The following is a 25,091-nucleotide window of genomic DNA, read 5'->3' as shown; positions in this document are numbered from 1 at the left end:
TACTTTGCTAGTAGGGAACACCTGCAGAGGATCTCTGATTGCTCAAAATCAAATTCCTGAATTTGCTAAATTTAATGGAGAAATATATCACATAAGAAAATGGGCTCAGTACTTGGAATCCATTAAAGAATCAGACAAAAACAACTGCTGCTGATTGCTCTTAATACGTTCACATCAACTTGCGATCCTGTTACTAAACCATCTAATAGTTAAGACAGTTTCAATGTTAACTATGACTTAATTAACGTAAAAATGGCGTGCCAAAACTGTTGTCAGTTCGCACGCCATTTTTGTTGTCAATTATAATTTGATTCTCGTTAAACTTCGAACAGACAATTACGAAAGTAATGTTCTTGTCTATATAAATTAACAGTTTAAACGCTTGATAAAGGGCTATTTACAAAGGTAATGCTCCTCCATATAAAAGGATGAAAATGATATATTTTATGAAATGGCCCCCTAAGAAATACGCTACCTAATCTGTTAGTTCAGGAACCAGTAATGTGCACACAGCAAGAACAGGAATTCCAATGAGAATAACAGCTATCTTCAAAAATAATGTGTGGTTGCTGCCTTCATAAAAAACACCTCTTGTATATTTCAAAATGTTAATTGCTTTTTGGCTGCGATTCCAAGAAATCCTTTATAGGTTTTTGAAGTACGTCCACAATGGCTACGATGATACTTGTTGCCAAGATGCCCATTAGACCTAGAGATATTGGACCTGCTGCATCATCACCTGTGAATTGAACACGCACCCTTAAATATACTATTGCTAAAAAAATGAAGAAAATGACAGTAAAAGTGCATTTTTTAATTACCCTTAGAGATTGAAGAGATAACTCAGAAAAAGCATTATTCTTTTCGATATAGGTTAAAAGTTTAAATATTCGATACAACGCCACAGAAAACGTAATACATATTCCATATGCACATACCAAAAGTGGATATAGCGAATAATCACCTGGGCGCTCTATTGCATCTCTTCTGGCTGCTTCAGGCAAAAAATATATACACACGGCAAGCACTGCAATTCCAACCAGAAAAATAATGACCTTTAAGAAAGTGGCAGAACCTCGTTTATCATTCATTTAAAACACCTCACTTATTTAATGACAATACGAATTTAACATATGGTTTATCGTTTTTCAATAAATTATTATTGTTTATATTGTATTATTGTTGGTTATTGAAATATCCTTTTAATTTTTAACAAAAATAAAAAGCATTTCTCATGACAAAGAAATGCTTTTTCTTTAAATGTTAAATTTACAACTTGTTCACCAAAACTGACCTTTTTTATAAATGCATCTTTTATTACTATTAATTGGAATGACGTTTAAACTGACATCCCAAATGTTAGGTTAATTGCCAACCTTTTTTAAACGGACAACAACCATTGTCATATTATTTTATCGTGTCATTTTAGATGTCAATTCTCATTGAAAAGTTTAAAATACCTATAAGAAATTGGCATAGGTCCAATCCCTATACCAATTAATGTGTCATTTAACCAATATGCACCTCAAATCGGAACGGTTTATGGTCAGCAAGGATGCTATTTAACTAAAAAACCAATTAAAGAGGAACGTTTTCAAAGTGTTCAACTGCAGGAAATGGATCATAGAAATGATGCAGCTGTCTTTTCCATTCTTGATACTCTTTCGATTGTCTAAACCCAACTGTATGGGCCTCTAATGATTCCCACTTCACAAGCAACAAATATTTACCCTTAACTTCCATACATCGCTGCAGCTCATGAGATATGTACCCTTCCATGGAAGAAATAATATTGGATGCTTCACAAAACGCTAGTTCATATTCTTCCTCCATCCCTTCTTTTACTTGCAGCATTACTGCTTCTAAAATCATGTATAATTTCCCCTTTCCTTGCTTTCTCAAAGAGCCCCTGATTTCTAGTTTAATTTAGCGATTTCAAAAACTGCCTGTTCAGCTGCCAGGAGTGCACCTTCAAGATGTCCGCCATATTGTGAATTCGTCTCCGTACCTGCAAAAATAATTTTCTTTTCCCATACCCTCGATTTTGGCGGTTGACCATAACTCGGAAAATATCTAAGCGGGGCTAAATCTTCCTCAACAGCCGTTTCGGAATCACTGGACCAGTCCTTGTATAGAATAGCCCTTACGTTTTGGGCGGAGGTTCCAAAAAGCCTGATCAATTGATCAACGACCAAATTCAAAACTTTAACCTCTCCCAGTTCCCTGCGTGTTTTCGCTGGCATTCCGAAGAAACCAAATAATGCACCAGATCCTGTTTCAGGAGAAGCATCATGGATTTCCTGCAAGGGTCCAACCCAGCTCGATGCGAATCCAGAGAGTCCAGATTCCCTCCAAAAAGGACGATCATAGATGGCAACTGCCTTGGCCTGTCCTGCCATCCATGTAGGTTTGCTTACAAGGTCGGTAATAATATTGGGAGGGAGAGAAGGAAAAAATTCAATTTGACGCACCACAATCCGAGGCGGCAATGCCAGGATAACAGCCCTTGCCGAAACTTTTTTTCTCTTTCCATCAGCAAGGGCTGTTTCAACGGTTATATTACCAGCTTCATCTTGTCGAATGGCTGTTACACGTGTTTCTAACTCGACTACTCCAGGGGGAATAGTATCTGCTACAGCATCAATAAGGGACTGCACACCTCCTATGAATCGAATCGATCTTGCGCCAGCATTTTCCGGCAGTACATGGCGTTCTGGCGGTTCGTTCTGAACTCGTTCTGCAAGCATTGCCCCTTTGGTGTACTGGACAAAAGTTTCTAAATTCAGTTCTTTCACAAGGCCGGTGATCGCGCTCTCATATTCAGGCCAGAACCACGTTGGCCCGAGGTCAAATTTGCCCAGGTCAGGTCTGTTTGGATCAGAAGTGCTCAAAACCCTGCCGCCAATCCTATCTCTAGCCTCTAGAACCTTACATTTGACACCCTGTGCAGCAAGAAGGGACGCAGCCTGGAGCCCACTTAAACCAGCACCGACAATAACTACTGGATTTTTCACATACTTTCCTCTTTCGTACTGTGTCCATGCTGTATGATTGCACTTGTGAAAGAGCTATTCCTTTTTATAAAGGTCACTTCTAAATGAGTGTTCCAAATTTCAAATCCCATGAATATACCCCCGATTTTCAGATATTATTGAGGTTTAAATTGATTACTGGCTATAGAGTAATTTCTCCTGCTTGCAGACATGAAATTATACCAAATTGGGGCACAGAATCTTGTTTCCCGTCAAACTGTCAGCATTGAATCATTTTGTAATTCCCGATGGAGTACTTCTCCCATACGCTTCATACCTTCAATGATTTTCTCTTTAGACATATTAGAGTAATTTAAACGCAATGTATTTGTTTGTGTGCCATTTGGAAAAAAGGGAGCACCAGGTACACAAGCAACATTATTTTTCAGGCACTCTATAAATATATGCGCTGAATCAATGCCCTCTGGAAGCTCAACCCAAATAAATAATCCGCCTTCCGGCTTACTGTAAGATAAATGATTTGGGAAGAATTCTTCAATGCAGGATAACATAGCTGTGCATCTTTCTTTATAAACAGCTTTGATTTTATTGATGTGTTCTTCGATATCATAAAGCTCCATATACTTTGCTGTAATTCTTTGAGCAAAGCTGTCAGTATGCAAGTCAGCTGTTTGCTTAAAAGCAACATACTTATCAATGAAGGTTTCATCCGCACAAATCCATCCAAGCCGAAGACCGGGAGTGAAAATCTTAGAGAAAGTGCTTAAATAAATGACTCTGCCTTCTGTGTCAAAATGTTTCACAGGCGGGAGTACCTCTCCAGCAAATCTTACAGCTCCATAGGGGTTATCCTCTACAATAAGCACATCATACTGATTAGCAAGCTCAATCATTCTTTTTCGTCTTTCGAGTTTTAAGGTGCGGCCAGTAGGGTTTTGGAAATCAGGAATTGTATAAATAAATTTTGCATCAGGATGATCTCGCAGCTTTTGCTCCAGCTCTTCCATTACCATTCCATCATCATCCATGGCTACTTCAACAAACTTTGCATTATATGACTTGAATACATTAATGGCTGCAAGATAGGTTGGGCTTTCACAAATAATAGTATCTCCCTCATTGATAAATAATCTTCCAGTCAGGTCGATTGCCTGCTGGGATCCTGATGTAATAAGAACATTTTCAGTGCTGGAGTCAATCCCAGCCATTTTCATTCTCTGACAAATAGCTTCTCTCAAAGGAATATATCCTTCAGTCGTACTATATTGAAGGGCAGCCGCACCTTCTTCATTCAATACAGCATTGCATATTTCCTTTAGAGCTTCTACAGGAAACAGTTCTGGAGCTGGAAGTCCTCCCGCAAAAGAGATTACTTCCGGCCTTTCTGTTACTTTTAATATTTCACGTGTCTCAGAAGATGTTACAAAGCGAGCTCTCTCAGCAAATTTATGTTCCATTTCTACACATTCCTTTTCTATTTTTGGAGTTATTTTAATACTGAAGATTCAGTCACTAATGCTTATGCTTTTCTCTTTTTGATAGATACCTGCCCATATTACAATGGGAATAAGCAGTAATGAAAGGACAGCACCTGCAATGGAAAGGGCTGCATAACTGGAATGTGCTACAACTATTCCGGATAATCCTCCTCCTAATGCTCCTGACAAAGCTACCCATACATCGATCGAACCCTGCGTTTTAGCCCGGGTAGAAGCATGAGTGGAATCTACCAGAATGGCCGTGCCGCTGATTAAGCCAAAATTCCATCCAAGCCCAAGTAAAACAAGGGCTATATTGAGTATGAGCATCGACTCACCAGGTCCTGCTGCAGCCAAAATCCCAGAAGCAAGCAGTGTAATACCGGAAGCAACAGCCATAGCCGCACGGCCAATTTTATCAACAAGAATACCAGTTACTAATGAAGGCAAAAACATCGCCCCTATATGAAATCCAATGACAAGCCCCACTTCATTCAAATCATGGCCATGATGTCCCATATGTATGGGGGTCATTGTCATGATGGCCATCATCACAAATTGGGTTAAAACCATGACAGCCGCTCCTGCAAACATGCCTCGCCTGTTTATCGATGCCAAATTTGAACTTTTCTCTATATGATTAGTTTCACCTTGTGCATCAGATATGGCTTTTGCAACCATAAAGGGATCAGGACGAAGGAAAAAAAATAGAACGCATCCAGCAAGTATATACGCCGCAGCCGCTAATATAAAAGGACCGGCTAAAGCAGGAATACCTATCGATATAGCAAACTCACCCATTACATCCACCAGGTTAGGACCTGCGACAGCACCGAATGTAGTGGAAACCATGGCCATACTAATAGCCTTTGCCCTCTGTGCGGGGTTTGCCAGGTCAGTTCCAGCGTAGCGCGCCTGCAGGTTGGTAGCCGTTCCAGCCCCGTAGATGAGAAGTGAAATAAATAATAGCAGAATGCTGTTTGTTATTGCTGAAACCACAACTCCAATGGCACCTATGCCTCCAGCCAAAAATCCTGCCGTAAGTCCAGGACGGCGGCCAAACCGCTGAGAAAGCCGTCCCACCAGCAGCGCAGCACCTGCTGACCCTAAAGTAAATAACGCGGTTGGAATTCCTGTTACACTATCTGTTCCCATCATGTTTTGCGCGAGAAGTGCTCCTACTGTAATTCCCGCTGCAAGTCCTGCTCCTCCAAAAATTTGGGATATGACAATGACAATTAATGTTCTTTTGTATAATTGCTGCTGTTTTTCAGTAGAATTTATGTAGCTTTGCAGCCAGGCAGATTGGGCGTCTAACGGTAGCAAAAACTCACCTCCCTTTTTATTTTCATAATATTCCAACTAGATTTCAATCATCTTAACACGCACAAAAAAACCATACAATATTATAATTGTATGGCGAACAATATTAGATATGATTGTTTAACAGGCGTTTAAGGATAATCAAACCTCTCTCAAGCTCTTCAAGCGTTTCCGGGGCACAAACAGAAACTCTTACAGCCCTCTCCGGACAACTATTTCCAACTACAAAACGTTCAGCTGCAAACACCTGTACTCCATGCTGTTTAGCCAGCGCTTCAAACTCAGCACCTGTAATCTTTCCTGGCAATAGGAGCCAGCGAAAAATGCCTGTTTCAGCGCCTAGACATGTAAAGTTTGCCAAATATCGGTTAACGAGTTGATTTCTGCGGATCGTCTGCTCCTGATGTCCCTCAATTAAGGCTTCAAATTGATTCGATACAATCGTACGTGCTGCAAGTTCTGCCAGTAATGGAGAAACGGAAACATTTAAATTATAAAGTGCCCTTGAAATTGGCTCCTTGAATTGACTCGGCACTGCTGTATAGGCCAGCCGCAGGCCCGGTGCAAATGATTTAGACAAGCTTGCAATATAGATGACCTGTTCTGGTGCAAAGGATGCGACTGCCGGCAGCGGCTCTTTGCTGAGAAGATGGTATGATGCATCTTCGATAATGAACTGATTATACTTTTTGGCAATGGCAGCGATCATTTTTCGATTCCCGACCGACATGAAGGAAGCTGTCGGATTATGATAATCCGGAATCAAGTAAATGCCTTTAATATTTTCAGTTTTACACGCATATTCAAAAGACGCTGGACTCATTTCATAGTTCTCTGTTTTTATTGGCACCAGCTGCACACTAAGCATTGCTGCAGCCGTTTTTAAACCAGGGTATGTATGCTGGTCAACTCCAATGCGCTCTCCAGGCTTACAAAGACTTGCCAGTACAGCCGCAATAGAATTTTGACCCCCATTCGCAAATAAAATGTGATCAGCGGTTGTCTCTAACCCGCCTCTGCGGATTAGCTTTACCGCTGCATCCTTTTGCCAATGGCTTTCTCCTCCCCGGCCATAACCGAACCATTTTTCATAATCGGTCTCCTGCAGCATACTTTTCAGCTGGAGCATCAGCGGCTCGAAAGAAGCATTATCCGGAAGAGTCGCTCCCATTTCAATTAAATGCTTCGGCTTTGCATCTTCAAGTAAATAAGCATTCGAAAGAGCATCATAGGACACAAATGTGCCGCTTCCAACCGTTGCACTTAATAAGCCTTTTAACTCACACACTTTAAATGCTTTTGAAATGGTGCTCACATTTAAATCTAAATAATCGGCCAATTCCCGCTGTGGAGGAAGTTTCGTTCCAGGCAATAAAACTCCATTTAAAATATCCTGTTCCAATTGCCCTGCCAGAGCTTGATAAATGGGCTTTTCTGCTTTATCAATGGATGGCTTCCAAGTCATAGGATAGTTTTCAAAAGAATTAATCGGCATGATACGCACCCTTTTTTTTACAAGTTTTCAATGAAGCTGTTTCTTTAATTATAACCCTTGTTCCTCTGCCCTGCCCATTTCATCGAACAAAGAAAAAAATTTAGTTTTTATTCTCCAAATACTTTTCCCAATCGCTTAGATACATCTTAGGTTTATCTTCAGGCTCAGAGGATAATTTACAGATAAATTCTAAAGAATTTCCATCCGGGTCATGAAAATAGACCATAGCATGTGTCTGGTCAGGCATTACAATGGGTTCAAGAGGTTTAAATCCGAATTCTTCACGCATACCAATGCCGCGCTTTTCCAGCCACTCTTTTGCTTTCTTTAAATCTTCTAAATCTGCTCTAAATGCAATATGTCTGATGGATGGATGATAGTTCATTTTCGCTTGGTCACATTCCCATAATCCAAGCCAGCTTTCATTCTTAACGATCCAAAAAAATGCTGTTTTTTCGTATTTTATTGCTAATTCCAACCCCAAGCCCTTGTAAAACTCAATTGACTTACTGATATTACTTACTGGTAAATGTGCTTCATACAGTCCTTTAATCATTTTTTATCCTCTTTCCCTAATTTTCTTAGCATTAATATACCAGTAACGGATCCCATATTTCCTCCACAATAGGGTTGAAACTTTCTACTGCTTTGTATGTATTGACCTCTTAAGAACTTATGTAAATTCCAAAACAAAAAAGCTGCCCCGCATGATTGTGCGAGCCAGCCTATTCCTATTCGATTACTTCCACACGTACGCTTTTTCGCCCCCATTGAAGGGCATCGCTGCGGTTAGGAATGAACACATCGATTGAACTTCCATTTATGCCGCCGCCTATGTCCGCTGCTATCGCAACTCCATAGCCTTCTACTTTTACGATGGAGCCAAGAGGAATGACACCGGGATCGACAGCAATCACTTTCGCATCAGGGTACTTATTTAAATCCAGGCCCATCCGTGTCACACCTGAACAGCCCTCACAATCTGCCGTGTACGCTGTGCTTTCCACAGTCAATGTTTTACCGGCAGCTGAACCGCGCTTGGCCTTTCGATCCAGCTCTGCTCTTGTCCTCGGACCGGCAATTCCGTCTGCAGTTAGACCTTGCTGTTTTTGAAAGCTCTTGACGGCGCTCACTGTGCCGTTTCCATAAATACCATCTAAATTAGATTTGTAGTGACCTGTTTGTTTCAATTGATATTGAATATGGATGACTTGCTTTCCAATATCTCCATATCTCAGCACTTTTAACGCATAGCTTGTTTGCGGTCCTGCAATTCCATCAGCTTTCAGATTGCGCTTACGCTGAAAATCCTTGACGGCTTCTACCGTGATAGATCCATAGTATCCTGTCGATGTATGGTATGGGAAAACCCCTTTTGTCATCAGGTAATCCTGTAATTCGGCCACATCTGACCCGGATGATCCATTGGCAAGTGTCCGATCCCCAAGTGCTGCTTCTGTAAATGAAGGAGCGGCAAGCATGAGAACTCCAGCCGCAAGAACCATCAGCATGTTTCTAAATCTCTTTAACATAAAAAAATCCTCCCCAATTTCTTTTTACATAAAAGAATTCGAGAGGAAATGACATTATTCGTGTGTTGAAAGCAGAATCACAACGTTCGGCCCTCTATCATCCATAATCTTGAAATAATGTACTCTTTTTTGTCTGCGTATATATTACGCAACATAATGAGAAAATTGAACCCCAAAAAATGAGCTTTTTTGAGCTAATTCTGCGCAATTTGAATAAGGTTGCCGCATGTATCATCGAAGACAGCCAATGTGACATCACCCATTACTGTCGGTTCAATAGTAAACTTCACTCCGTGTTTTATTAATCGGTTATATTCTTCGTGAACGTCCGCAACGCCAAACATTGTTGCCGGGATTCCTTCGGCAAATATCTTCTTTTGATATTCTTTGGCAGCCGGATGTACATTCGGTTCCAGCAAAAGCTCAGTACCGTCTTGATCATCGGGAGAAACAAGGGCGATCCACCTGTGTTCTCCGACTGGAATGTCATGCTTTTTTACAAACCCCAGCGTTTCTGTATAAAATTTCAATGCCTCATCCTGATCCTGGACGAAGATACTGGTAACAATCACTTTCATCATGTTTTTGCCTCCTTGATATTTGTAAATTATGAATCTGTACTAACAATCTGGCCGCCAGAAAACCAGCCGGCACATCTTTCAAAATCCCTGCTTCGTTCTTAAAAATTATTCTACCCATCCTTTCAGCAAATTTTTTAGCGGCTGGTTGTTAAAAATAATTACGCGATATTTTCCTTTTCGTTCGGATTTTATGAGCTCTGCTTCTTCCAATACAGAAAGGTGTTTAGCTATTGCCTGCCGTGAAATGGACAGGCCATGCTTCATAATGAGACGAGCTGTTAGTTCATACAGTGTCATCTCTTTGCGTTCAGACAGTTCGTCCAATATGAGCCGCCGGGTCGAATCACCAAGTGCTTTGAATATAGCGTCTTTGTCCCAATTCATAAATTAATTATAAGCAACCATAAGGTTACTTGTCAACACATGCAACTTCATGGTTACTTCATGGTTACCTTATGGAGATGCTTTTCAATCGCGGCAGCAAGCACCAGGAATCTGCACAATTATAATAGGATAAGCCCAATGGAATGCATACCTCATTCTGTATGAGTAAAAAATACTGAAGAGGTGAGAACAAATGGAAAATGATAATATAAAGCTTACAGCTTCCGAAATAGGAACTCTATGGGGGGAGTATGTAAACGGAACAATGACCGAGATCGTAAACAGGTATATGATTTCTATTATAGAAGACGAGGAAATAAAACAAGTCTTTGAAATAGCCATCAAGACGGGGGAAAAGCAAAAGAAGCAGCTTGTTTCCTTCATTGAGAAGGATGGATTTCCAATTCCCATTGGATTTACAGAGTCCGACCTCAATAAAAGTGCAGAGAGATTGTTTTCAGATACTTTCTGCTTAAATTATCTACATATTATGACTATACATGGCTTGTTGGGCCATACAACCGCATTAAGTGTTTCGGTCAGAAAGGACATACGTGAGTTTTACAATTCATGCGTGGATGATGCAAAAAACATGTACGATTTAACCATTGAGCTGCTGCTGAAAAAAGGAGTTTTTCAGAGAGATCCCTATTTTTATCCTGCCGAGAGCCCTGAACATATTACTGCAACTGATTTTACTGATGGATTTTTCGGAAAAGGGAGAGTTTTATCTTCTACAGAAATAATCAGTATTTCTCTTAACATTAAAAAGGGGACTATGGCAAAAGCCCTTTCCATCGGATTCAGCCAAGTCACAGAATCGAAAGATATAAGGAAGTTTTTTGAGGAATTAGAAAAAACAGCCGATGAAAACCTCCAGGCCCTTTCAAAAATATTGCACAAGGATAATTTGCCAGTCCCAATGTCGTGGGAATCAGAGGTTACAACGTCAAAGGACTCTCCTTTTTCAGATAAATTAATGTTATATCATATGGGTTTCCTGGTACAAACTGCGCAAGTATATTACGGAACAGGTCTAGCCGGATCCATGCGGACAGACCTGGCCTTAGCTTATGAAAAAGCAATTCTGAAATCATTGGGAGTCACTAGAAAATGGTTCGATATTATGGTGAAAAACAAGTGGTTAGAACAGCCGCCGCTTGCTCCCAATAGAAAAGAACTTGCACAGGATAAATAATTTATCCCCTCATTTCTGTAAGGGGTGTTCCCGCTGTCAATGTATTACCGGCAGCTGAGCCGCGCTTGGCCAATCGATCCAGCTCGGCTCTCTTTTTTTATTAATCTCCTCCTCCGCCGCAGCTTGTACAGCTTGATGAAATCTTGCTGCTGATTTTCATGTAACTGGCAAAATCATCATAATGAAAATAGGACACAGATAAAAAAGGAACCAGCATTGCGTTATAGTTTTGCTGATTTTTTTCTCATCATTTCTTGTATGGCGCTTTTTTCGTAATTTTTTATTTTCTTTGCTGTTCTTTTCATGGCAGAAATAAGCGAGAGCACGGTAGCCATATATTGGCTATCACTCTTAAAATAAAGCTCTACTAGTTCATTCTCCGGCAAACACTTAAACTCTTCAATTATATTTGGAGGTACAGGGAATCTGTAAAATTCCTTATAAAGTTGGATATTTTCCTTTCTTATGAAAAGAGCTCACCATACACCCAATCAAAAAATCCGCGCAAATCAGGTTCAGGGGACTTCTTTAAATTTGGACTATGATGAAGAGTGCTTCCTAAATATTCTTTTGAAAAATTATACTTCAGGCCTCAAAAACTCAAAATTCATCCTACGTGCCAACACGTATGCTTCTCCGCCTACTTTAGTTGGCAGAGTAGCCGTTAATAATCCTTGAACCACAAGTCTCCCCTGTTCATCCGGGGTTATATGGTGAATTCCTTCATCACCTGAAAGAGGTGCCGTTATTTTAGAGAAATTAGGGTTTAAAACGCGGTCCAATCCTCTATTGGACGAAATTGGATCGCACCTTCAAGGGTGTCGGACTCTCTGATTGTCAATGTAAAAGTTGTTCCTGGCGTATATGGATTTGTGAAGGAGGCAGGTCAAAAGATACTTAAGAGAAGGGACTAAGGGAAGTTAAATAAGTCCTGCCTTTTCTATCTTTCATACAGGCCAGAAAACTGACTAAAACTATTGGTTCTCCATCGAATATTGAAATGATTTTGATTCTATATCGTATAGTTTTTTAAAAATTAAAGGCTGGCCATAAAAGACCGTAACTTAACGATCTTCTGGGACAGCCTCCATCACTTTCGCTATCTTCTTTCCTGATTTGGAACAAAGACGGCAGGTGAAGCACTTATTGCAATGAATCTCTATTACGGAAGTTTCCTTGCTTTCTTCCGTTAATTTGAGTGGACTAGTGGCTGTCATTAAAAGAACACCCTTTCTATTGGAAGCAGGTTGAATTTTTTCAATTCATTTGATAAACAGGGAGAGAAAATGACTCTATCCTCCTCCCTGTTCTTTAAAAAAAGCGAGAATTCCGGTAAAAAGCTGGCTTTAGTACACAGTCTAGCTTTCCTTTGTCTCTACTGCCTTTAGTTGGGTTTTCTCTTTCACAATTTTCGTTTCTTCAGTCTCTTCAGCACCATTTACTAAGTCACGGGTCGCTTTCTTGAATTCCTTCAACGTATTGCCAAAAGCTCGTCCAATTTCCGGAAGCTTTGAAGGTCCAAATATAATTAATGCAATCACCAGGATTAAAATAAGCCCGGGTATCCCAATATTCTGCAGTATCCTGCACCTCCGTAATCTGGAACCTCCAGAGAATTTACATTAAAACTCATCTAAATATAGCAGTTATAAAATAGGCACTCCATGACGCTCTAATGCAGCTGCTTCCAGGATGCTCACTCCTTGCTCTTCGGCAAGTGATGCGACTTTGCCGGACACAATCGGGCCGAGGCCGGCAGGCGGAGCAGCATGTCCCATGGCTTTTTGGCGGGCAGAGTTTCGCCTTGCAAATGGTCCCCAAATCGCAAATGTGATACCTGGGGTTTGAATATTTACAAAGAACGTATTTCCATCAGGGGAGAATGCCGGTCCGGCAAATTCAGAGCCATTCAATGTGTTCTCAGCAAAGGTATACACCTTTCCCTCAGGTGTCAGGCCAATGATTCTATCATTCCCGCCTCCATCTTCTGCAATCCAAAGGTCACCCCAGGGACTCATACAAATATTGTCTGGCATTTCCAATTCATTTTTATCAGTAGATTCATAAAAAAGTTCTAATGTATTTGTAGCAGGAAAGTAGCGGTAAACACGGCCAAGGCTGCCATCCCCGGCACTCGTATCGTCAAACCAGAACACACCGGCAGAGAAGAACGCACCTTCTAAGCGGCTAAACTGAATACAGCCCTTGTCTTTGGCATCCTGCTGTGCGCGTTCAGGATTGATTTCCTTCCAAACGACGCCAAATTTTTGTCCTTTTTCAAACGAACTTGCTTTAGATGCCGGAAGTTCATCGATTGCCAATGCCTCCAATTTCCCTCCTTTTTGAAGAGAGCCGAGAGTCTGGGTGCGGTCATTTGGAGTAAACCGATATAGGAAGCTTGGGCTCGCATCTTCTGTCAGATACCATATCCCTGTCGCAGGATCGACTGCACAGGCTTCATGAGAGAAGTAACCCATATCACGGATTGGGGTTTTCGACAGTTCGTTTTCCGGATCAAGCGGATTGACTTCAAAAACAAAGCCATGTCCCAATTCCCTTGTCTCTTCACATGTTAACCAAGTCCCCCAGGTGGTGGAGCCGCCGGCACAGTTGCGAATTGTACCAGAACTTGTCACATACTCCTGAATAACTTCTCGGTTCGAACCAACGACTAATGCGGTTGTACCTCCAGCCGCACCTTTGCTCCAAGGATTTTTTCCGTTTACAGGGTATTGAGAATTTGTGCTGTTTTCATGATTGCGTACAAGAATAGTAGTATTCTTCTCACCTCTATAAGCAGCCATTCCATCAAGCATTGCAGGCACGAGGTCACCGTTTGACATTTTATCGCCCGTTTTGGATATAATTTTGTAATGGAACCCTTTAGGAAGATCTAATATTCCATTTGGATCCTTTACTAATGGGCCATATCCGCCAAAACCACTAGTTGGATTGTTCCCTTGTGCTGCAGCCAATGTCTTTGTGATGCCGCCTAAAGAATAGACCCCCGATGCTCCTAAAGCAACTGCTAACGTACCTGCTCCTCCAGCTTTTAAAAAATCCCGTCTGTTCATGCCGCTATTGCTCAATCTCATCCGCCTCCTGATAAATAATTTGATGACTTATGATTCTTTGCTTCCGTATCCACTATCATAAGTTATCAGACTATTCTTAAATGAATATTAAATATATGTAAGGCTTTAGTAAAAACGTTATTACAAATACCGATTAATTTCTCATTAATGAACTGGTTTGCTTCTTGAAATAGGCGTTAAAAAGATTTACATTTTCATAGATTCAGGATCTAATTAAAAGGACTTATAAATAAAAACAACATCAAAACTTTGACCTGCTTTTCGTCAGTACTTTATTCATATGGAATCTATCTGTCCTTTGGGGCTGAAATGATACTACTGAGAATTATTGGAGAACAACTTCAATACTATAAGCTATTTTTGTACGATCATTCGAAAAAAAAAGTGTCTTGAAAGCCAGCCTTTCAAGACACCTTACAATGATTAACTTATCATTCACACATCACATTGTGCTGATATCAATCACAAATCGATACTTCACATCTGATGCTAATACGCGCTCGTAAGCTTCATCTATTTGATCAGCTGTAATGACTTCAATCTTTGGAGCGATGTTATGTTTTGCACAGAAATCCAGCATATCCTGAGTCTCACGGATGCCTCCAATCATAGAACCCGCAAAGGAACGGCGATGGCCGATGAGCGAGAACACATTGACTGACAATGGCTCTGCAGGAGCACCTACGTTAACCAATGTTCCATCAAGCGTGAGCAGCGAGAAGTAAGCATCTATGTCGATCTTTGCACTTACCGTGTTAATAATTAAGTCAAACGTTCCGGCAAGTTTTTTGAACGTTTCCTGGTCGTTTGTGGCAAAGTAATGATCTGCACCGAATTGCAGGCCGTCTTCTTTTTTATTCAATGTTTGCGAAAGGACGGTCACTTCTGCACCCATGGCATGTGCAATTTTAACAGCCATATGGCCAAGGCCGCCCATACCGACAACCGCTACTTTCCTTCCTGGCCCAGCTTCCCAATGATTTAGCGGCGAATAAGTGGTAATACCCGCACAAAGCAGCGGGGCTGCCGCGTCAAGCTCAATGCTGTCAGGAATTCTGAGTACAAATTCTTCCTGTACTACAATGTGCGTAGAATATCCGCCTTGAGTAGGCTCGCCGTATTTGTCCACACCAGCATAGGTTTGGATATTTCCTTTGAGGCAGTATTGTTCTTCTCCTTTACGGCAGTTTTCACACTCACCGCAGGAGTCAACCATACATCCGACTCCTACCCGGTCTCCTGCCTTGTACTTTGTAACCTCAGCTCCTACTTCCGCAACAATTCCTGCAATCTCATGCCCGGGTACAAGCGGATAGTTCACAGGGCCCCACTCCCCATGAGCAGTATGAATGTCAGAATGGCATATGCCAGCATATTTAATTTCAATCAGAACATCATGCAAATCCAGATCGCGCCTTTTGATTTCAGCCGCTCTAAACGGCTTGTCCGGACCATCAACAGCCCGCGCTTTAGCAGTTATCATGAATAAACCCTCCCGAGAATATTTTAAGAGAATGATAGTTTTAATAGAAATCAATTAAGTTCCCATCGTTTTTCTCTTTTCACCACCATGTTAAAGCTTATAGTTAACTCTAGGTCAAGTGATAAATTCTATTTTTTCAATCCCAGTAAAGTGACTTTGACATTAGTTAAATACCATGATATTCTCACGTCATACCTTATAGTTAACTCTAGGTCTAATCTATAAGAATAGGAGATAAATAATGAAGACATACACAATCAGCGAAGTGGCAAAAGAATTGAATCTGACAGTTTATACCCTACGCTACTACGATAAGGAAGGTCTGATGCCCTTTGTAGAACGGACCCCCAGCGGAAACCGTTTATTTAAAGAATCCGATCTTAGTGCTCTAAAAGTGATTGAATGCCTGAAAGGCACCGGAATGCCTATTAAAGAGATTAAAAATTTCATTGATTGGTGTTCTGAAGGGGATGCCACACTGCAGCAAAGATATGACATGTTTCTGGAGCGAAAAGCAAATGTAGAAGCACAAATGGAAGAACTAAGAAAAACAATGGAAGTCATCGAGCATAAATGCTTATACTACAAGACTGCACTGGAAGCCGGAACGGAAGATATTCATAAAGAAGATAAAATAGAGATTAATAGCTAAAGCCGCCTGTATTTAATACAGGCGGCACTTTTTAACTTAAAAGCGATCTAATAAAAATTACAGTAAACATCCAATCATGTTTTTCTTGATTATAGAAAAAATAGAATCTGCCGCAATCTGCAATGTTAAAATGGGCCTTTTCTTCAGAGCCGGGAACATTCTAGTTTCTTGCCTTACATACTAGATTTCTTTTTGATTTCATCGTGAAGTTCAAAGCATATTTTTCATCTAATTTGCTATCTGATATTCTGCAGAACCAGTTTCTTCTTTTAGTACGTAATAATGAATCTCTTAATTCATCATCCTCCTATTCTGCTCCGTATTTTAGTGCTCCATCATTTCATGGGCAATGTCATGGCCATCCATGTCAGATGGATAGTACGTAGGCCAATGGGTAACTTCATCCAGCAATTTTTCCCGGTCGTCACCCCAATACAGGTGATAGTGACTAGCTGCTGTCGGATAGATGCTATGATCACTAAACTGAATATATTGAGGAAGACCTTCAGCTTTTGCTTCTAGTTTAAATACATATCTAACCCCTCTATTTCCCGCATCATATGTCAGAATTTCATACCCATCGTAGATATACTCCCCAGAATATTCTTCTCCGTTTTTGAAAAACGTTACCTTATTCCCCTGTATCTGAATTCGTCCAACATTTGTTTGGTATCCTTCATTATAATATTCCTTATATTCTTTAGCTGTCATCTCACCCCCATGCTCTGCTTTATGAGCAAATACTTCGTCAAGGGTGCCATCTTGAAGATATGGGTATACTGACTGCCAGTCACCTTCCCAGTCGGATAAGGATCGATCCTTCACTTGACTGTTTTCAAAATATCCTTCATAAATTTTTGCTGTTTCTTCATTATGGGAATGAGTATGGCCATGATCATGTTCATCCTCTTCATTTGTTTCAGATGATCTCTTGGATGATGGTACTGATAAAGCTTTTGTCAGTTCCTCTAAGTTGTGCAGCATGAGCGTAAAGTAGTCCTCATTATTCTTTATATCTTCTTCTGTTAAAACCGATAAATTGTGTATACGTAAAGCCTCTGCATCAATTTCCTTCCTAACTATGTCTGCCACTTTCGGAGTTATATTCTGTTCAAAAAATACATGCTTCAAACCATGCTTTTCAGCAGTCTTAATGATGTTTTGCACCTCTTTATGTGAGGGCTCGTTAGCAGGGCTCAAACCGGATACTGCGATTTGCTCGATCCCATAGCTTTTCTCCCAATAGCCATAAGCAGCATGAGATACAATAATTTTATTTTCAGGTAAATTTCCAAGCTGTGTACGGAAGTCCTGGTCTAAGTTTTCGAGCTTCCCTTTCAGCTCCTCAAAGTTTTGGTTAAAAATCTCTTCTTGCTCAGGTTTTAATTCAACTAATAAATCTTTTATATGCTCTGCCAGTTTAATAGATCGAATAGGATCCAGCCAAACGTGAGGATCTTGATCCCCATGATTATGTCCAGCATGTTCGTCCTCATGACTGCCTTCTTCTTCATGCTCATGGCCGCCATCCTCTCCTTCATGGTCATGTACATGCTTTTCCAAGATAATTTCTTTTGATGCTTCAAGTACCTTGACGTCATCAGATTGAATAGTTTCCGAGATTTTGTTTGCGTATGATTCCAAACCTGCCCCATTATAAATAAAAGCATCAGATTCAGATATTTTTATCATATCGCTGGTGGTTGGTTCATATGTATGCGAGTCTGATCCCGGTGGCAGAATAGACTCCACAGAAGCTTGATCTCCTGCGATTTGTTCGGCAAAAAACTGAAGAGGATATACGGTTGTATAAATCTTTAACTCTTTGCTGGATCCTTTTGGTTCCCTCTCACTTTCACTGCTGTTTGCAGTTTTTCCTCCACACGCAGCCAGCGTAAAGATGACTATAAATAAACTAAGTAAACCTGCGAATCTTTTTAACAATGTTATTCCCCCTTTACTTAGGGAATATTTTATCGTAATGATTACGATTTGTAAATAGTAATCATTACGATTTTGATACTGTACCCTTTCAACTCCTTTGTTTAAAAAGAAAAAGCTGCTATATTAGCAGCTAATTTTGCATAAGCACCCATTAGTTCAATACCTTTATCAATTCAATTTCATCTCTGATTGGAATACCATCATTTCCAATTAAGGGTATCTCGGGTTTTACCTTCCTTGCTTTCTCAACCGCATTTAGAATAATTTGGGACAGGATAAATCCTCGTTTCTGATAAAATTTTAATGCTAATAAATTATCGTTTGTTGTTATAAGTTTAACGATTTTACAATTTTTCTTGATAGCAAGATTTTCTACTTCTTGAACTAACGATGTACCTATCCCCTTCCCTTCTTCCATACTATCTAAGGATATAATTTCGCATTCATTATCTATAATTAGGTAAGTAATTAAGCCAAAGATTTTGTCTTCTTCATTTATAACAGCAAAACCATCCAGTGCACTGCAATCATGAATCCCACTGGATGTAACCATTTCCGGGCTTCCCCAATGCAGTTTAAAAAATTCTATTATTTTATTTTTTGGTAAATCCTCAACTGCGTAAGTTTTCATTCAGCCACCTCAAATGTTATAAACTCTTCTTCCTCGTCTTTGTAATGAATAAGCCACCTGCCTGCCAAGGTTTCACCTTAATTCTCCTATGCAGAGTCTACCTTTTATCTTTAAGAATTGAATATACATAGGTATCGTGTGCTTCTCCATTTTGCTGCATATAATCTCTTAGAACACCCTCTTTTTGAAACCCGGCTTTAGTCAGCAGTTTATTAGATGCCTTATTATCCATAAATACAACTGCCCCAATACGAGTAAGTTCCAGCTCCTTAAATCCATATTGAATAACTTTCGATACAGCTTCGAAAGTATAGCCTTTTCTCCAATGTTCAGGATGTATCTCATATCCTATTTCTGCCCGCCTATGTTTGAGAGACAATGCATTGAAGCCAACAGTCCCTATTATTCCTTTCTTCCCTTTAAGTTCAATTCCCCAGCGCATTCCTTTTTTCTCCCTGCAGCTATTTGCAAAAAAGTCAATAAATGCTTCAGCTTGTTCCATCTTTTCTAATGTTTCCTGCCCATAGTAACGAGTCACATTGTCATTTGAAAAACAAGCAAATATACCCTCAGCATCTTCTTTCAAGATTTCTCTCAGCTTCAATCTTTTAGTCTCTAAAGTCGGTATCACCGTTTTCTCCCCTTACCTTCTATAGCTATACACTATCTTGATAATATCTGAAGAATATTTCCATCAGGATCTGAAATAAAAATGGCATGGAAACCCGTCTCTCTATTGGCAATTACCTTGAAATGTTCTGTCTGCAGCAGTCGATAATAGTAAAATATCTTTAACGGCTGCTGGTTTTTAATGGCTAATGAAAATTCTTTTAATAAATTGTCATTGAATGGCTGTTTTCCAGTAACTAGTGAAGTACTTTTCTTCAATGAAGTTCTTGCCCGGTGAAGGGCTGTTTTAATGGATTCATTACTGACTCTCAGCATTGCGGCGATTTCTTCAGAGGTATATTGGAACACATCTTTTAACGTTATTAGCATTGCCTGACGGAGTGGAAGTGTACAATATAAGATTTCTACTAAACTGTCCCACTCCGTAAAATCCCAGCTTTTCGCGAATAATTCATGAGGGTCCGTCAGAATTTCACTTTTCTTGCGCTTTTCATCAATATAAATATTTCTGGCAATGGTGTACAAATAAGTTATGTTCATCACCCGGTCTGGCTCTTTTTCTCTTATTCTGATCCATTTAATCATTGTCTCCTGGGTTAGATCCTCGGCCAGCCATTCTGAGGATGTTAAGGATAAACAATATTTATATAGCCTCAGAGAAATTTCCTCAACAGTTAAAGATTCAGTAATCATTTTTCCTCCAAAAAAAATATTTTCATTATTTGTAACTTTTCTTTTATTATAATCGTTTGTATAGGAACAAAAAATAAGGAGTGTGATCTTGCATGTTTAAGGTCGGCAGTATTTTTATTCCGGTTACGGATTTGGAAAGGTCAAAAAAATGGTATGAAGTAAACCTTGGTCTAACGAAAGTAGATGAGTGGCAGGAAAACGGGGCTGATCATGGTGTGGGCTATGTTTTTAAGACTGACACCACAGGTCTTGCTTTAATCAAGGTAGAAAAGCCTCAGCCAACAGAATTTACTGTCAAAGGGAAAAATAAAAACGTCTATTATAATTTCGAAGTAGATGACATCCAGCTAGCTTACGATCGGTTGAAACAAAATGGAGTGGAAACAACAGACATTCATGATTATGGGATGATGAAAGGGTTTGATTTCTTTGACCTTGATGGGAATGCCTTCAGTGCAGTAAGTGAAGAACTGAATTCGCCGTACCATAAAGACAATTTGTAAACGTAAATAGTGGAAGCAGCCAACGATGTGCTTCCACTAACCTGGCTTTTAGCCTGCGAGGATACTCCCTGCTCCATTAACCTTGAATTCTTATCCCCTCAGCTTTACATCGCAATTAATAAAAAAGGAATTCCCAAATCCCCCTTTAGCAAACAACAAATCTAATGTTACACTAGAATTAATGGAATAATTTAGAAATGGGGTTAAGGTGATGGGGGAAGTTATATTAGAGATTAGTGATTTGAGAAAGAAATATGGTCCGAAGTCCGTGCTGAATGGTGTATCTTTTCAGGTAAAAAGCGGGGAAATCATCGGGTATATCGGCCCGAACGGCGCTGGAAAAAGCACCACTGTCAAAATCATGCTTGGCATTGAAGATGACTATTCAGGACAGGTCAAAATCTTTGGCCAGGATATTTCGGATGGAAATATCGATTATAAAAGAAAAATCGGATACGTGCCGGAAATCGCTGAAGTATACGATATTTTGACCGGCCAGGAATATTTGACCTTTGTTGGCGAATTGTATGGTCTCGATTCGGACCTCGCCAGTGATAAGGCAAAAAGCCTGATGGAACTATTCGGCATAGGGGAAGTCTACCATTCCCGGATCGCTTCTTATTCAAAAGGAATGCGCCAAAAGCTTCTCATTATCTCGAGCTTACTGCATAATCCGGAACTTCTGTTCTTTGATGAGCCCATCAATGGCCTGGATGCAAATAGTGTCATGATATTCAAAGAAATCATGGCACAGCTTGCTGAACAGGGAAAAACGATCTTTTATTCTTCTCACATTATGGATGTGGTCGAAAAAATAAGCAGCCGCATTATTCTCCTGCATGCAGGCAGAATTGCTGCTGATGGCACCTTTGAAGAGTTAAGGCAGCAAAATACGGAAGGTTCACTTGAACAGATTTTCAACCAGCTTACGGGATTCAGTGAACATAAGGAACTTGGTGCCAGATTTGTTTCGATCGTAAGGGAGATGTAGGGATGCAGGACTATCGCACTCTTAAACTATTGGATCGTTTTGAGCGGATTTTCAACAGCTTTGGCGTAGATTACAAGATAATGAGAAGACTCCTGCAAGTAAAGTTAACGATGGATGGACGGCGTGTGCCCACCATTTTCTCGCAGAATGCAAAAAAAGACAACAAAGAAAAGAACAATCAGTACATAAAATCTTTATGGATTTACGTATTGTTTGGGCTGTTTTTGATTCCATTTGTGCTAATGGGAGACAATTATCTTTTCCAGATGAGCCTATTTTATGGGATTTTCACCTTTTTCGTTATGACCTCCATGATTTCTGATTTCTCTTCGGTTTTACTGGATATCCGGGACCGCAACATCCTGTTTCCAAAGCCGGTCGACCGAAAAACGATCAGCACGGCAAAAATGGTTCATGTTACGATTTATCTTTCTTTCCTTACCATTGCGCTTACGGGAATCCCTTTGATAGTGGGACTTATCAAAAATGGGCTCTTATTTTTCCTGATTGCTGCCGTAAACATCATCCTGATTGATTTATTGGTTGTTGGTTTAACCGCACTGATCTATTTATCGATATTGCGATTTTTTGACGGGGAAAAATTAAAAGATCTCATCAACTATGTCCAAATTGGGCTGTCCCTTATGATCATGGTTGGCTATCAATTGCTTATTCGCTCTTTTGAGTTAATTGACTTAACGGTTTCGCTTCAGCCAAAGTGGTGGCAGATATTCATCTTTCCAATGTGGTTTGGGGCAAATATCGAAATGATAATGAAGGGCACATTCCAGCCGTTTTATCTCATCTTTTCAGCATTAGGACTCATTGTTCCGATCCTGTCCATCTGGATTTATATGAAATTTACCAGCACCTTCGAGCAAAACCTGCAAAAGCTTGCTTATCATGGAAAAGCCAAAGAAACGAAACGGAGTAAAGCGGGACAATTCCTTCTCAGCACCATTTGCCGCTCACCTGAAGAATGAGCCGTTTTCCGATTTGCCGGCAGCATGATGAGGAATGAGCGGGACTTTAAGCTGAAGGCCTATCCGTCTCTGGGTTTTTCCATCGTAATTCCGTTTATTTTTATCATGAATACTCTTCGTGAAGATTTTGCACAGCTATCTGACAGCAAGTCCTATTTAACGATTTATTTTAGCTTGATCATCATTCCGACCATCATGATTCTTCTAAAGTATTCAGGGAAATATAAGGGTGCCTTTATTTACCGGGTTGCTCCACTCAAACAGCTAAAGCCGGTGTTCAGCGGTACCATCAAGGCATTTATCTTTAAGTTATATTTGCCAGTTTACTTGCTTCTAAGTGCACTATTCCTTTTCCTGTTCGGGGCAAAAATTCTGCCTGATCTTGTCGCTGTATTTATCAGTGCCTGTCTATATGCGGTCATTTGTTTTATGGTTCTAAAGAAAACCCTGCCCTTTTCGGAGTCTTTTGATGAGTACAATCAAAACGGCAATAGTGCCATTATATTTGGATTGATGCTGATTGTAGCCTTATTTGCCGGCCTTCATTTCGCCAGCACTCTATTGCCGTATGGAATCTATCTGTATTTGGTGCTTGCGATTATTTGCCTGGGCATTTTTTGGAAGCTGGCTTTCAATATTACTTGGGAACAGATTGTAAAATAACCTGCAGGACGTTTTTCAAAGGATGGTCATTTTGATATCGGCTAGCCGCTTAGCGTCTTTTAGCTGCCACTTTTGGCAGCTCTTTTTTTGCCTCTTACTGTCACCTGATGTTTTATGCGAATTCCGGCTCTCCTGCAATAAAAATAGACATCCCGCAAAGGGAATGCCTTCTAATTTAATCTTCTGGCTGGGATCGTTTGTGTTTTTCCTGGTAACTCCGGCAGCCATTACAACTGGTGACTATTTAACTTATTTAAGACCTTTAAACCCATACTCTTCAAAAATACTCATTGAATTTTCATTTTGAAGATAATCATAGAATAACTTGGATTCCTCTGGATGTCGTGTATCCTTAACCACACCTAAAGGATAAATAATGGCATCATGAGTGTTTTCATCTGCCGTGTCCACAATGTTAACTTTTTCAGATATTAATGCATCCGTTTTATAAACAATTCCAGCATCCACATTATTTGTCTCTACATATGTAAGTACTTGCCGAACATCTTTGGCATACACCACTTTTTCTTCTATGCTTTTCCAAATACCCATATTTTCTAAAGACTGCTTCGCATATTTCCCTGCAGGAACAGACTCTGGAGTGCCGATAGACAATCTATCTGCTTCAGTAAGGTCATTAAATGATTTAATTCCCTTTGCTGATTCTTTCGGCACCACCAGAACAAGTTCATTTCCAACTATATCAATTCCATTCTTTTCTTCAATAAGTCCGTCCCGTACTAATTTATCAAATTTATCCTCTGCAGCTGAAAAGAAAAGATCAGCAGGGGCTCCCTGAGAAATTTGCTGCTGAAGAGAGCCAGATGCTCCAAAATTAAAGTTTACTAGCATATTCGGATGCTCTTTTTCGAAGCTTGCTTCAATATCTGTCAAGGCATCCTGCAGGCTTGCTGCTGCCGAAATAGTCAATTCCACTTTTTCTCCAGTTTCTTCCTGCTTCTCCTTTCCTGTATTTTTAGACTGGTCACTGTTTGAACAACCAGCCAATAATAAAAAAAGTACTATTAACGAAAATAACAGGTATTGCTTTTTCATTATGAATCTCCCTTTCTAATTAGTTATATCTGATTATAACTGCTATTGCTCTGGTTATCAGCGGCCAGGCCATTGTGTCAGATCTCCGGGCAAGAACATATGGCCCCATCTGAAGGCTTTACATCAAAAATAGAAAGCTGCCATAAGGCAGCTGATTTAAAACAGAAAAAATTACTCATTTTTATATTTTCACTGTACCCCGTGCTTTATATCAAAAATCCCTAATGTTCCACAAATTAAAACACCTAATCCCAATATACCGGTAAGAATCCAATTCTTATATCAGCTGTTGATTAAACTAAATAAACAACGTGACGCAATTAATAATGCTCCATATTTTGCTCGCCATTTTTCCAATTTTAAATGGTTTTCATTACTCAAAATAGTTCCACTCCATTTCAGACCTTTCAATACGTATTTAAGCATCAAGGGGTATTAAAAACACCCTCAGATGTTAAAAATCAGTTAGAAGTACAGTTGCTCAAGAAACCCTATAAATAGGGCTGATATTATAAAGATAGGTATTGAAATGAATATTTTATTTCGCAAACTAATAACCTCGAATTGGCTGTATAACTTACTTACAACGATAAAAAGAATGATTAGGACAGGCACACTTATACATATGGCAATTAAATCAACACGTGTAAAGGGTTTGCTGATGTATTTATCAAAGTTGATGTTAATAACAAAAAGTATGGAAAATAAAAAAAATTGATAAAAACAAAATCTACCATAAATCATGGGTGATTACCTCTATTGTGTAATTTTTAATATGGATTC

22 protein-coding genes and 2 pseudogenes are annotated in these 25,091 nt (G+C 39.9%); 5 read left to right on the top strand and 19 right to left on the bottom strand.

Going from position 1 to position 25,091, the window contains the following annotated elements; genetic code table 11:
- Window positions 1-608: 608 nt before the first annotated feature.
- The 10 genes from ACXAD1_RS01930 to ACXAD1_RS01885 form a co-directional block, all read right to left on the bottom strand.
- Entirely contained in the window at window positions 609-1,091 is a 483-nt protein-coding gene (locus ACXAD1_RS01930; RefSeq protein WP_474909279.1) for a DUF2975 domain-containing protein, read from the bottom strand.
- A 487-nt stretch (window positions 1,092-1,578) separates the two neighbouring features.
- Window positions 1,579-1,872: an antibiotic biosynthesis monooxygenase family protein gene (locus ACXAD1_RS01925; protein WP_206844930.1), complete on the bottom strand. Its 294-nt coding sequence runs from the start codon at window positions 1,870-1,872 to the stop codon at window positions 1,579-1,581.
- Between the two features lie 44 nt (window positions 1,873-1,916).
- Window positions 1,917-3,014, bottom strand: coding sequence for a flavin monoamine oxidase family protein (locus ACXAD1_RS01920; RefSeq protein ID WP_474909278.1), 1,098 nt, complete (start codon window positions 3,012-3,014; stop codon window positions 1,917-1,919).
- Window positions 3,015-3,244: 230 nt separating this feature from the next.
- Window positions 3,245-4,450, bottom strand: coding sequence for an aminotransferase-like domain-containing protein (locus ACXAD1_RS01915; RefSeq protein ID WP_370223090.1), 1,206 nt, complete (start codon window positions 4,448-4,450; stop codon window positions 3,245-3,247).
- A 48-nt stretch (window positions 4,451-4,498) separates the two neighbouring features.
- Window positions 4,499-5,797: an MFS transporter gene (locus ACXAD1_RS01910; protein ID WP_370223088.1), complete on the bottom strand. Its 1,299-nt coding sequence runs from the start codon at window positions 5,795-5,797 to the stop codon at window positions 4,499-4,501.
- Between the two features lie 103 nt (window positions 5,798-5,900).
- Window positions 5,901-7,289 carry an aminotransferase-like domain-containing protein gene (locus ACXAD1_RS01905; RefSeq protein ID WP_474909277.1) on the bottom strand — a complete coding sequence of 463 codons (1,389 nt, stop codon included), beginning with the start codon at window positions 7,287-7,289 and terminating at the stop codon, window positions 5,901-5,903.
- A gap of 100 nt (window positions 7,290-7,389) precedes the next feature.
- Complete coding sequence (locus tag ACXAD1_RS01900; RefSeq protein WP_474909276.1) at window positions 7,390-7,845, bottom strand: VOC family protein; 456 nt, start codon at window positions 7,843-7,845, stop codon at window positions 7,390-7,392.
- Window positions 7,846-8,020: 175 nt separating this feature from the next.
- Window positions 8,021-8,821, bottom strand: coding sequence for a peptidoglycan-binding protein (locus ACXAD1_RS01895; protein WP_474909275.1), 801 nt, complete (start codon window positions 8,819-8,821; stop codon window positions 8,021-8,023).
- A 194-nt stretch (window positions 8,822-9,015) separates the two neighbouring features.
- Window positions 9,016-9,399, bottom strand: a complete 384-nt coding sequence (locus ACXAD1_RS01890; protein WP_474911277.1) for a VOC family protein — start codon at window positions 9,397-9,399, stop codon at window positions 9,016-9,018.
- A gap of 108 nt (window positions 9,400-9,507) precedes the next feature.
- Window positions 9,508-9,786 carry an ArsR/SmtB family transcription factor gene (locus ACXAD1_RS01885; RefSeq protein WP_206844943.1) on the bottom strand — a complete coding sequence of 93 codons (279 nt, stop codon included), beginning with the start codon at window positions 9,784-9,786 and terminating at the stop codon, window positions 9,508-9,510.
- Between the two features lie 193 nt (window positions 9,787-9,979).
- On the opposite strand from ACXAD1_RS01885, the gene ACXAD1_RS01880 reads away from it, so the two are divergent.
- The gene (locus ACXAD1_RS01880; RefSeq protein ID WP_474909274.1) at window positions 9,980-10,984 is read left to right on the top strand and encodes a DUF3231 family protein; all 1,005 of its coding nucleotides are present in this window, start codon (window positions 9,980-9,982) and stop codon (window positions 10,982-10,984) included.
- A 587-nt stretch (window positions 10,985-11,571) separates the two neighbouring features.
- On the opposite strand, the pseudogene ACXAD1_RS01875 reads toward ACXAD1_RS01880, so the two are convergent.
- The 4 genes and pseudogenes from ACXAD1_RS01875 to ACXAD1_RS01860 form a co-directional block, all read right to left on the bottom strand.
- Window positions 11,572-11,721, bottom strand: a pseudogene (locus tag ACXAD1_RS01875) (hotdog family protein); the annotation flags it as partial.
- A gap of 621 nt (window positions 11,722-12,342) precedes the next feature.
- Entirely contained in the window at window positions 12,343-12,567 is a 225-nt protein-coding gene (tatA, locus tag ACXAD1_RS01870; protein WP_474911276.1) for a twin-arginine translocase TatA/TatE family subunit, read from the bottom strand.
- 63 nt (window positions 12,568-12,630) lie between these two features.
- A complete protein-coding gene (locus tag ACXAD1_RS01865; protein ID WP_474909273.1) occupies window positions 12,631-14,079 on the bottom strand; it encodes an alkaline phosphatase PhoX in 1,449 nt (482 codons plus the stop codon).
- A gap of 442 nt (window positions 14,080-14,521) precedes the next feature.
- Window positions 14,522-15,562: an NAD(P)-dependent alcohol dehydrogenase gene (locus tag ACXAD1_RS01860; protein ID WP_474909272.1), complete on the bottom strand. Its 1,041-nt coding sequence runs from the start codon at window positions 15,560-15,562 to the stop codon at window positions 14,522-14,524.
- 241 nt (window positions 15,563-15,803) lie between these two features.
- Here ACXAD1_RS01860 and ACXAD1_RS01855 point away from each other — a divergent pair, with 241 nt between their 5' ends.
- Window positions 15,804-16,214 carry a MerR family transcriptional regulator gene (locus tag ACXAD1_RS01855; RefSeq protein ID WP_474909271.1) on the top strand — a complete coding sequence of 137 codons (411 nt, stop codon included), beginning with the start codon at window positions 15,804-15,806 and terminating at the stop codon, window positions 16,212-16,214.
- A gap of 324 nt (window positions 16,215-16,538) precedes the next feature.
- On the opposite strand, the gene ACXAD1_RS01850 is transcribed toward ACXAD1_RS01855, so the two are convergent.
- The 4 genes from ACXAD1_RS01850 to ACXAD1_RS01835 form a co-directional block, all read right to left on the bottom strand.
- A complete protein-coding gene (locus ACXAD1_RS01850) occupies window positions 16,539-18,158 on the bottom strand; it encodes a metal ABC transporter solute-binding protein, Zn/Mn family (protein WP_474909270.1) in 1,620 nt (539 codons plus the stop codon).
- A gap of 151 nt (window positions 18,159-18,309) precedes the next feature.
- A complete protein-coding gene (locus tag ACXAD1_RS01845; RefSeq protein ID WP_370224149.1) occupies window positions 18,310-18,789 on the bottom strand; it encodes a GNAT family N-acetyltransferase in 480 nt (159 codons plus the stop codon).
- 97 nt (window positions 18,790-18,886) lie between these two features.
- The gene (locus tag ACXAD1_RS01840) at window positions 18,887-19,420 is read right to left on the bottom strand and encodes a GNAT family N-acetyltransferase (RefSeq protein WP_474909269.1); all 534 of its coding nucleotides are present in this window, start codon (window positions 19,418-19,420) and stop codon (window positions 18,887-18,889) included.
- A gap of 32 nt (window positions 19,421-19,452) precedes the next feature.
- Window positions 19,453-20,112 (bottom strand): RNA polymerase sigma factor, encoded by a 660-nt coding sequence (locus tag ACXAD1_RS01835; RefSeq protein ID WP_474909268.1) that lies wholly within the window; start codon window positions 20,110-20,112, stop codon window positions 19,453-19,455.
- 92 nt (window positions 20,113-20,204) lie between these two features.
- Between ACXAD1_RS01835 and ACXAD1_RS01830 the strand changes: the two genes are divergently transcribed.
- From ACXAD1_RS01830 to ACXAD1_RS01820, 3 genes and pseudogenes are all read left to right on the top strand, one after another.
- Complete coding sequence (locus ACXAD1_RS01830; RefSeq protein ID WP_474909267.1) at window positions 20,205-20,615, top strand: VOC family protein; 411 nt, start codon at window positions 20,205-20,207, stop codon at window positions 20,613-20,615.
- Window positions 20,616-20,826: 211 nt separating this feature from the next.
- The gene (locus ACXAD1_RS01825; RefSeq protein ID WP_206844959.1) at window positions 20,827-21,606 is read left to right on the top strand and encodes an ABC transporter ATP-binding protein; all 780 of its coding nucleotides are present in this window, start codon (window positions 20,827-20,829) and stop codon (window positions 21,604-21,606) included.
- 2 nt (window positions 21,607-21,608) lie between these two features.
- A pseudogene (locus tag ACXAD1_RS01820) lies at window positions 21,609-23,252 on the top strand (hypothetical protein).
- 249 nt (window positions 23,253-23,501) lie between these two features.
- On the opposite strand, the gene modA reads toward ACXAD1_RS01820, so the two are convergent.
- On the bottom strand, window positions 23,502-24,308 hold the full coding sequence (modA, locus tag ACXAD1_RS01815) for a molybdate ABC transporter substrate-binding protein (protein ID WP_474909266.1): 807 nt from the start codon (window positions 24,306-24,308) through the stop codon (window positions 23,502-23,504).
- Between the last annotated feature and the right edge of the window lie 783 nt (window positions 24,309-25,091).

It is taken from the genome of Cytobacillus sp. ABV4_503, assembly GCF_056158445.1.
Note: the sequence above shows the minus strand (reverse complement) of the source record. Positions and strands in the feature narration are given on the sequence as shown.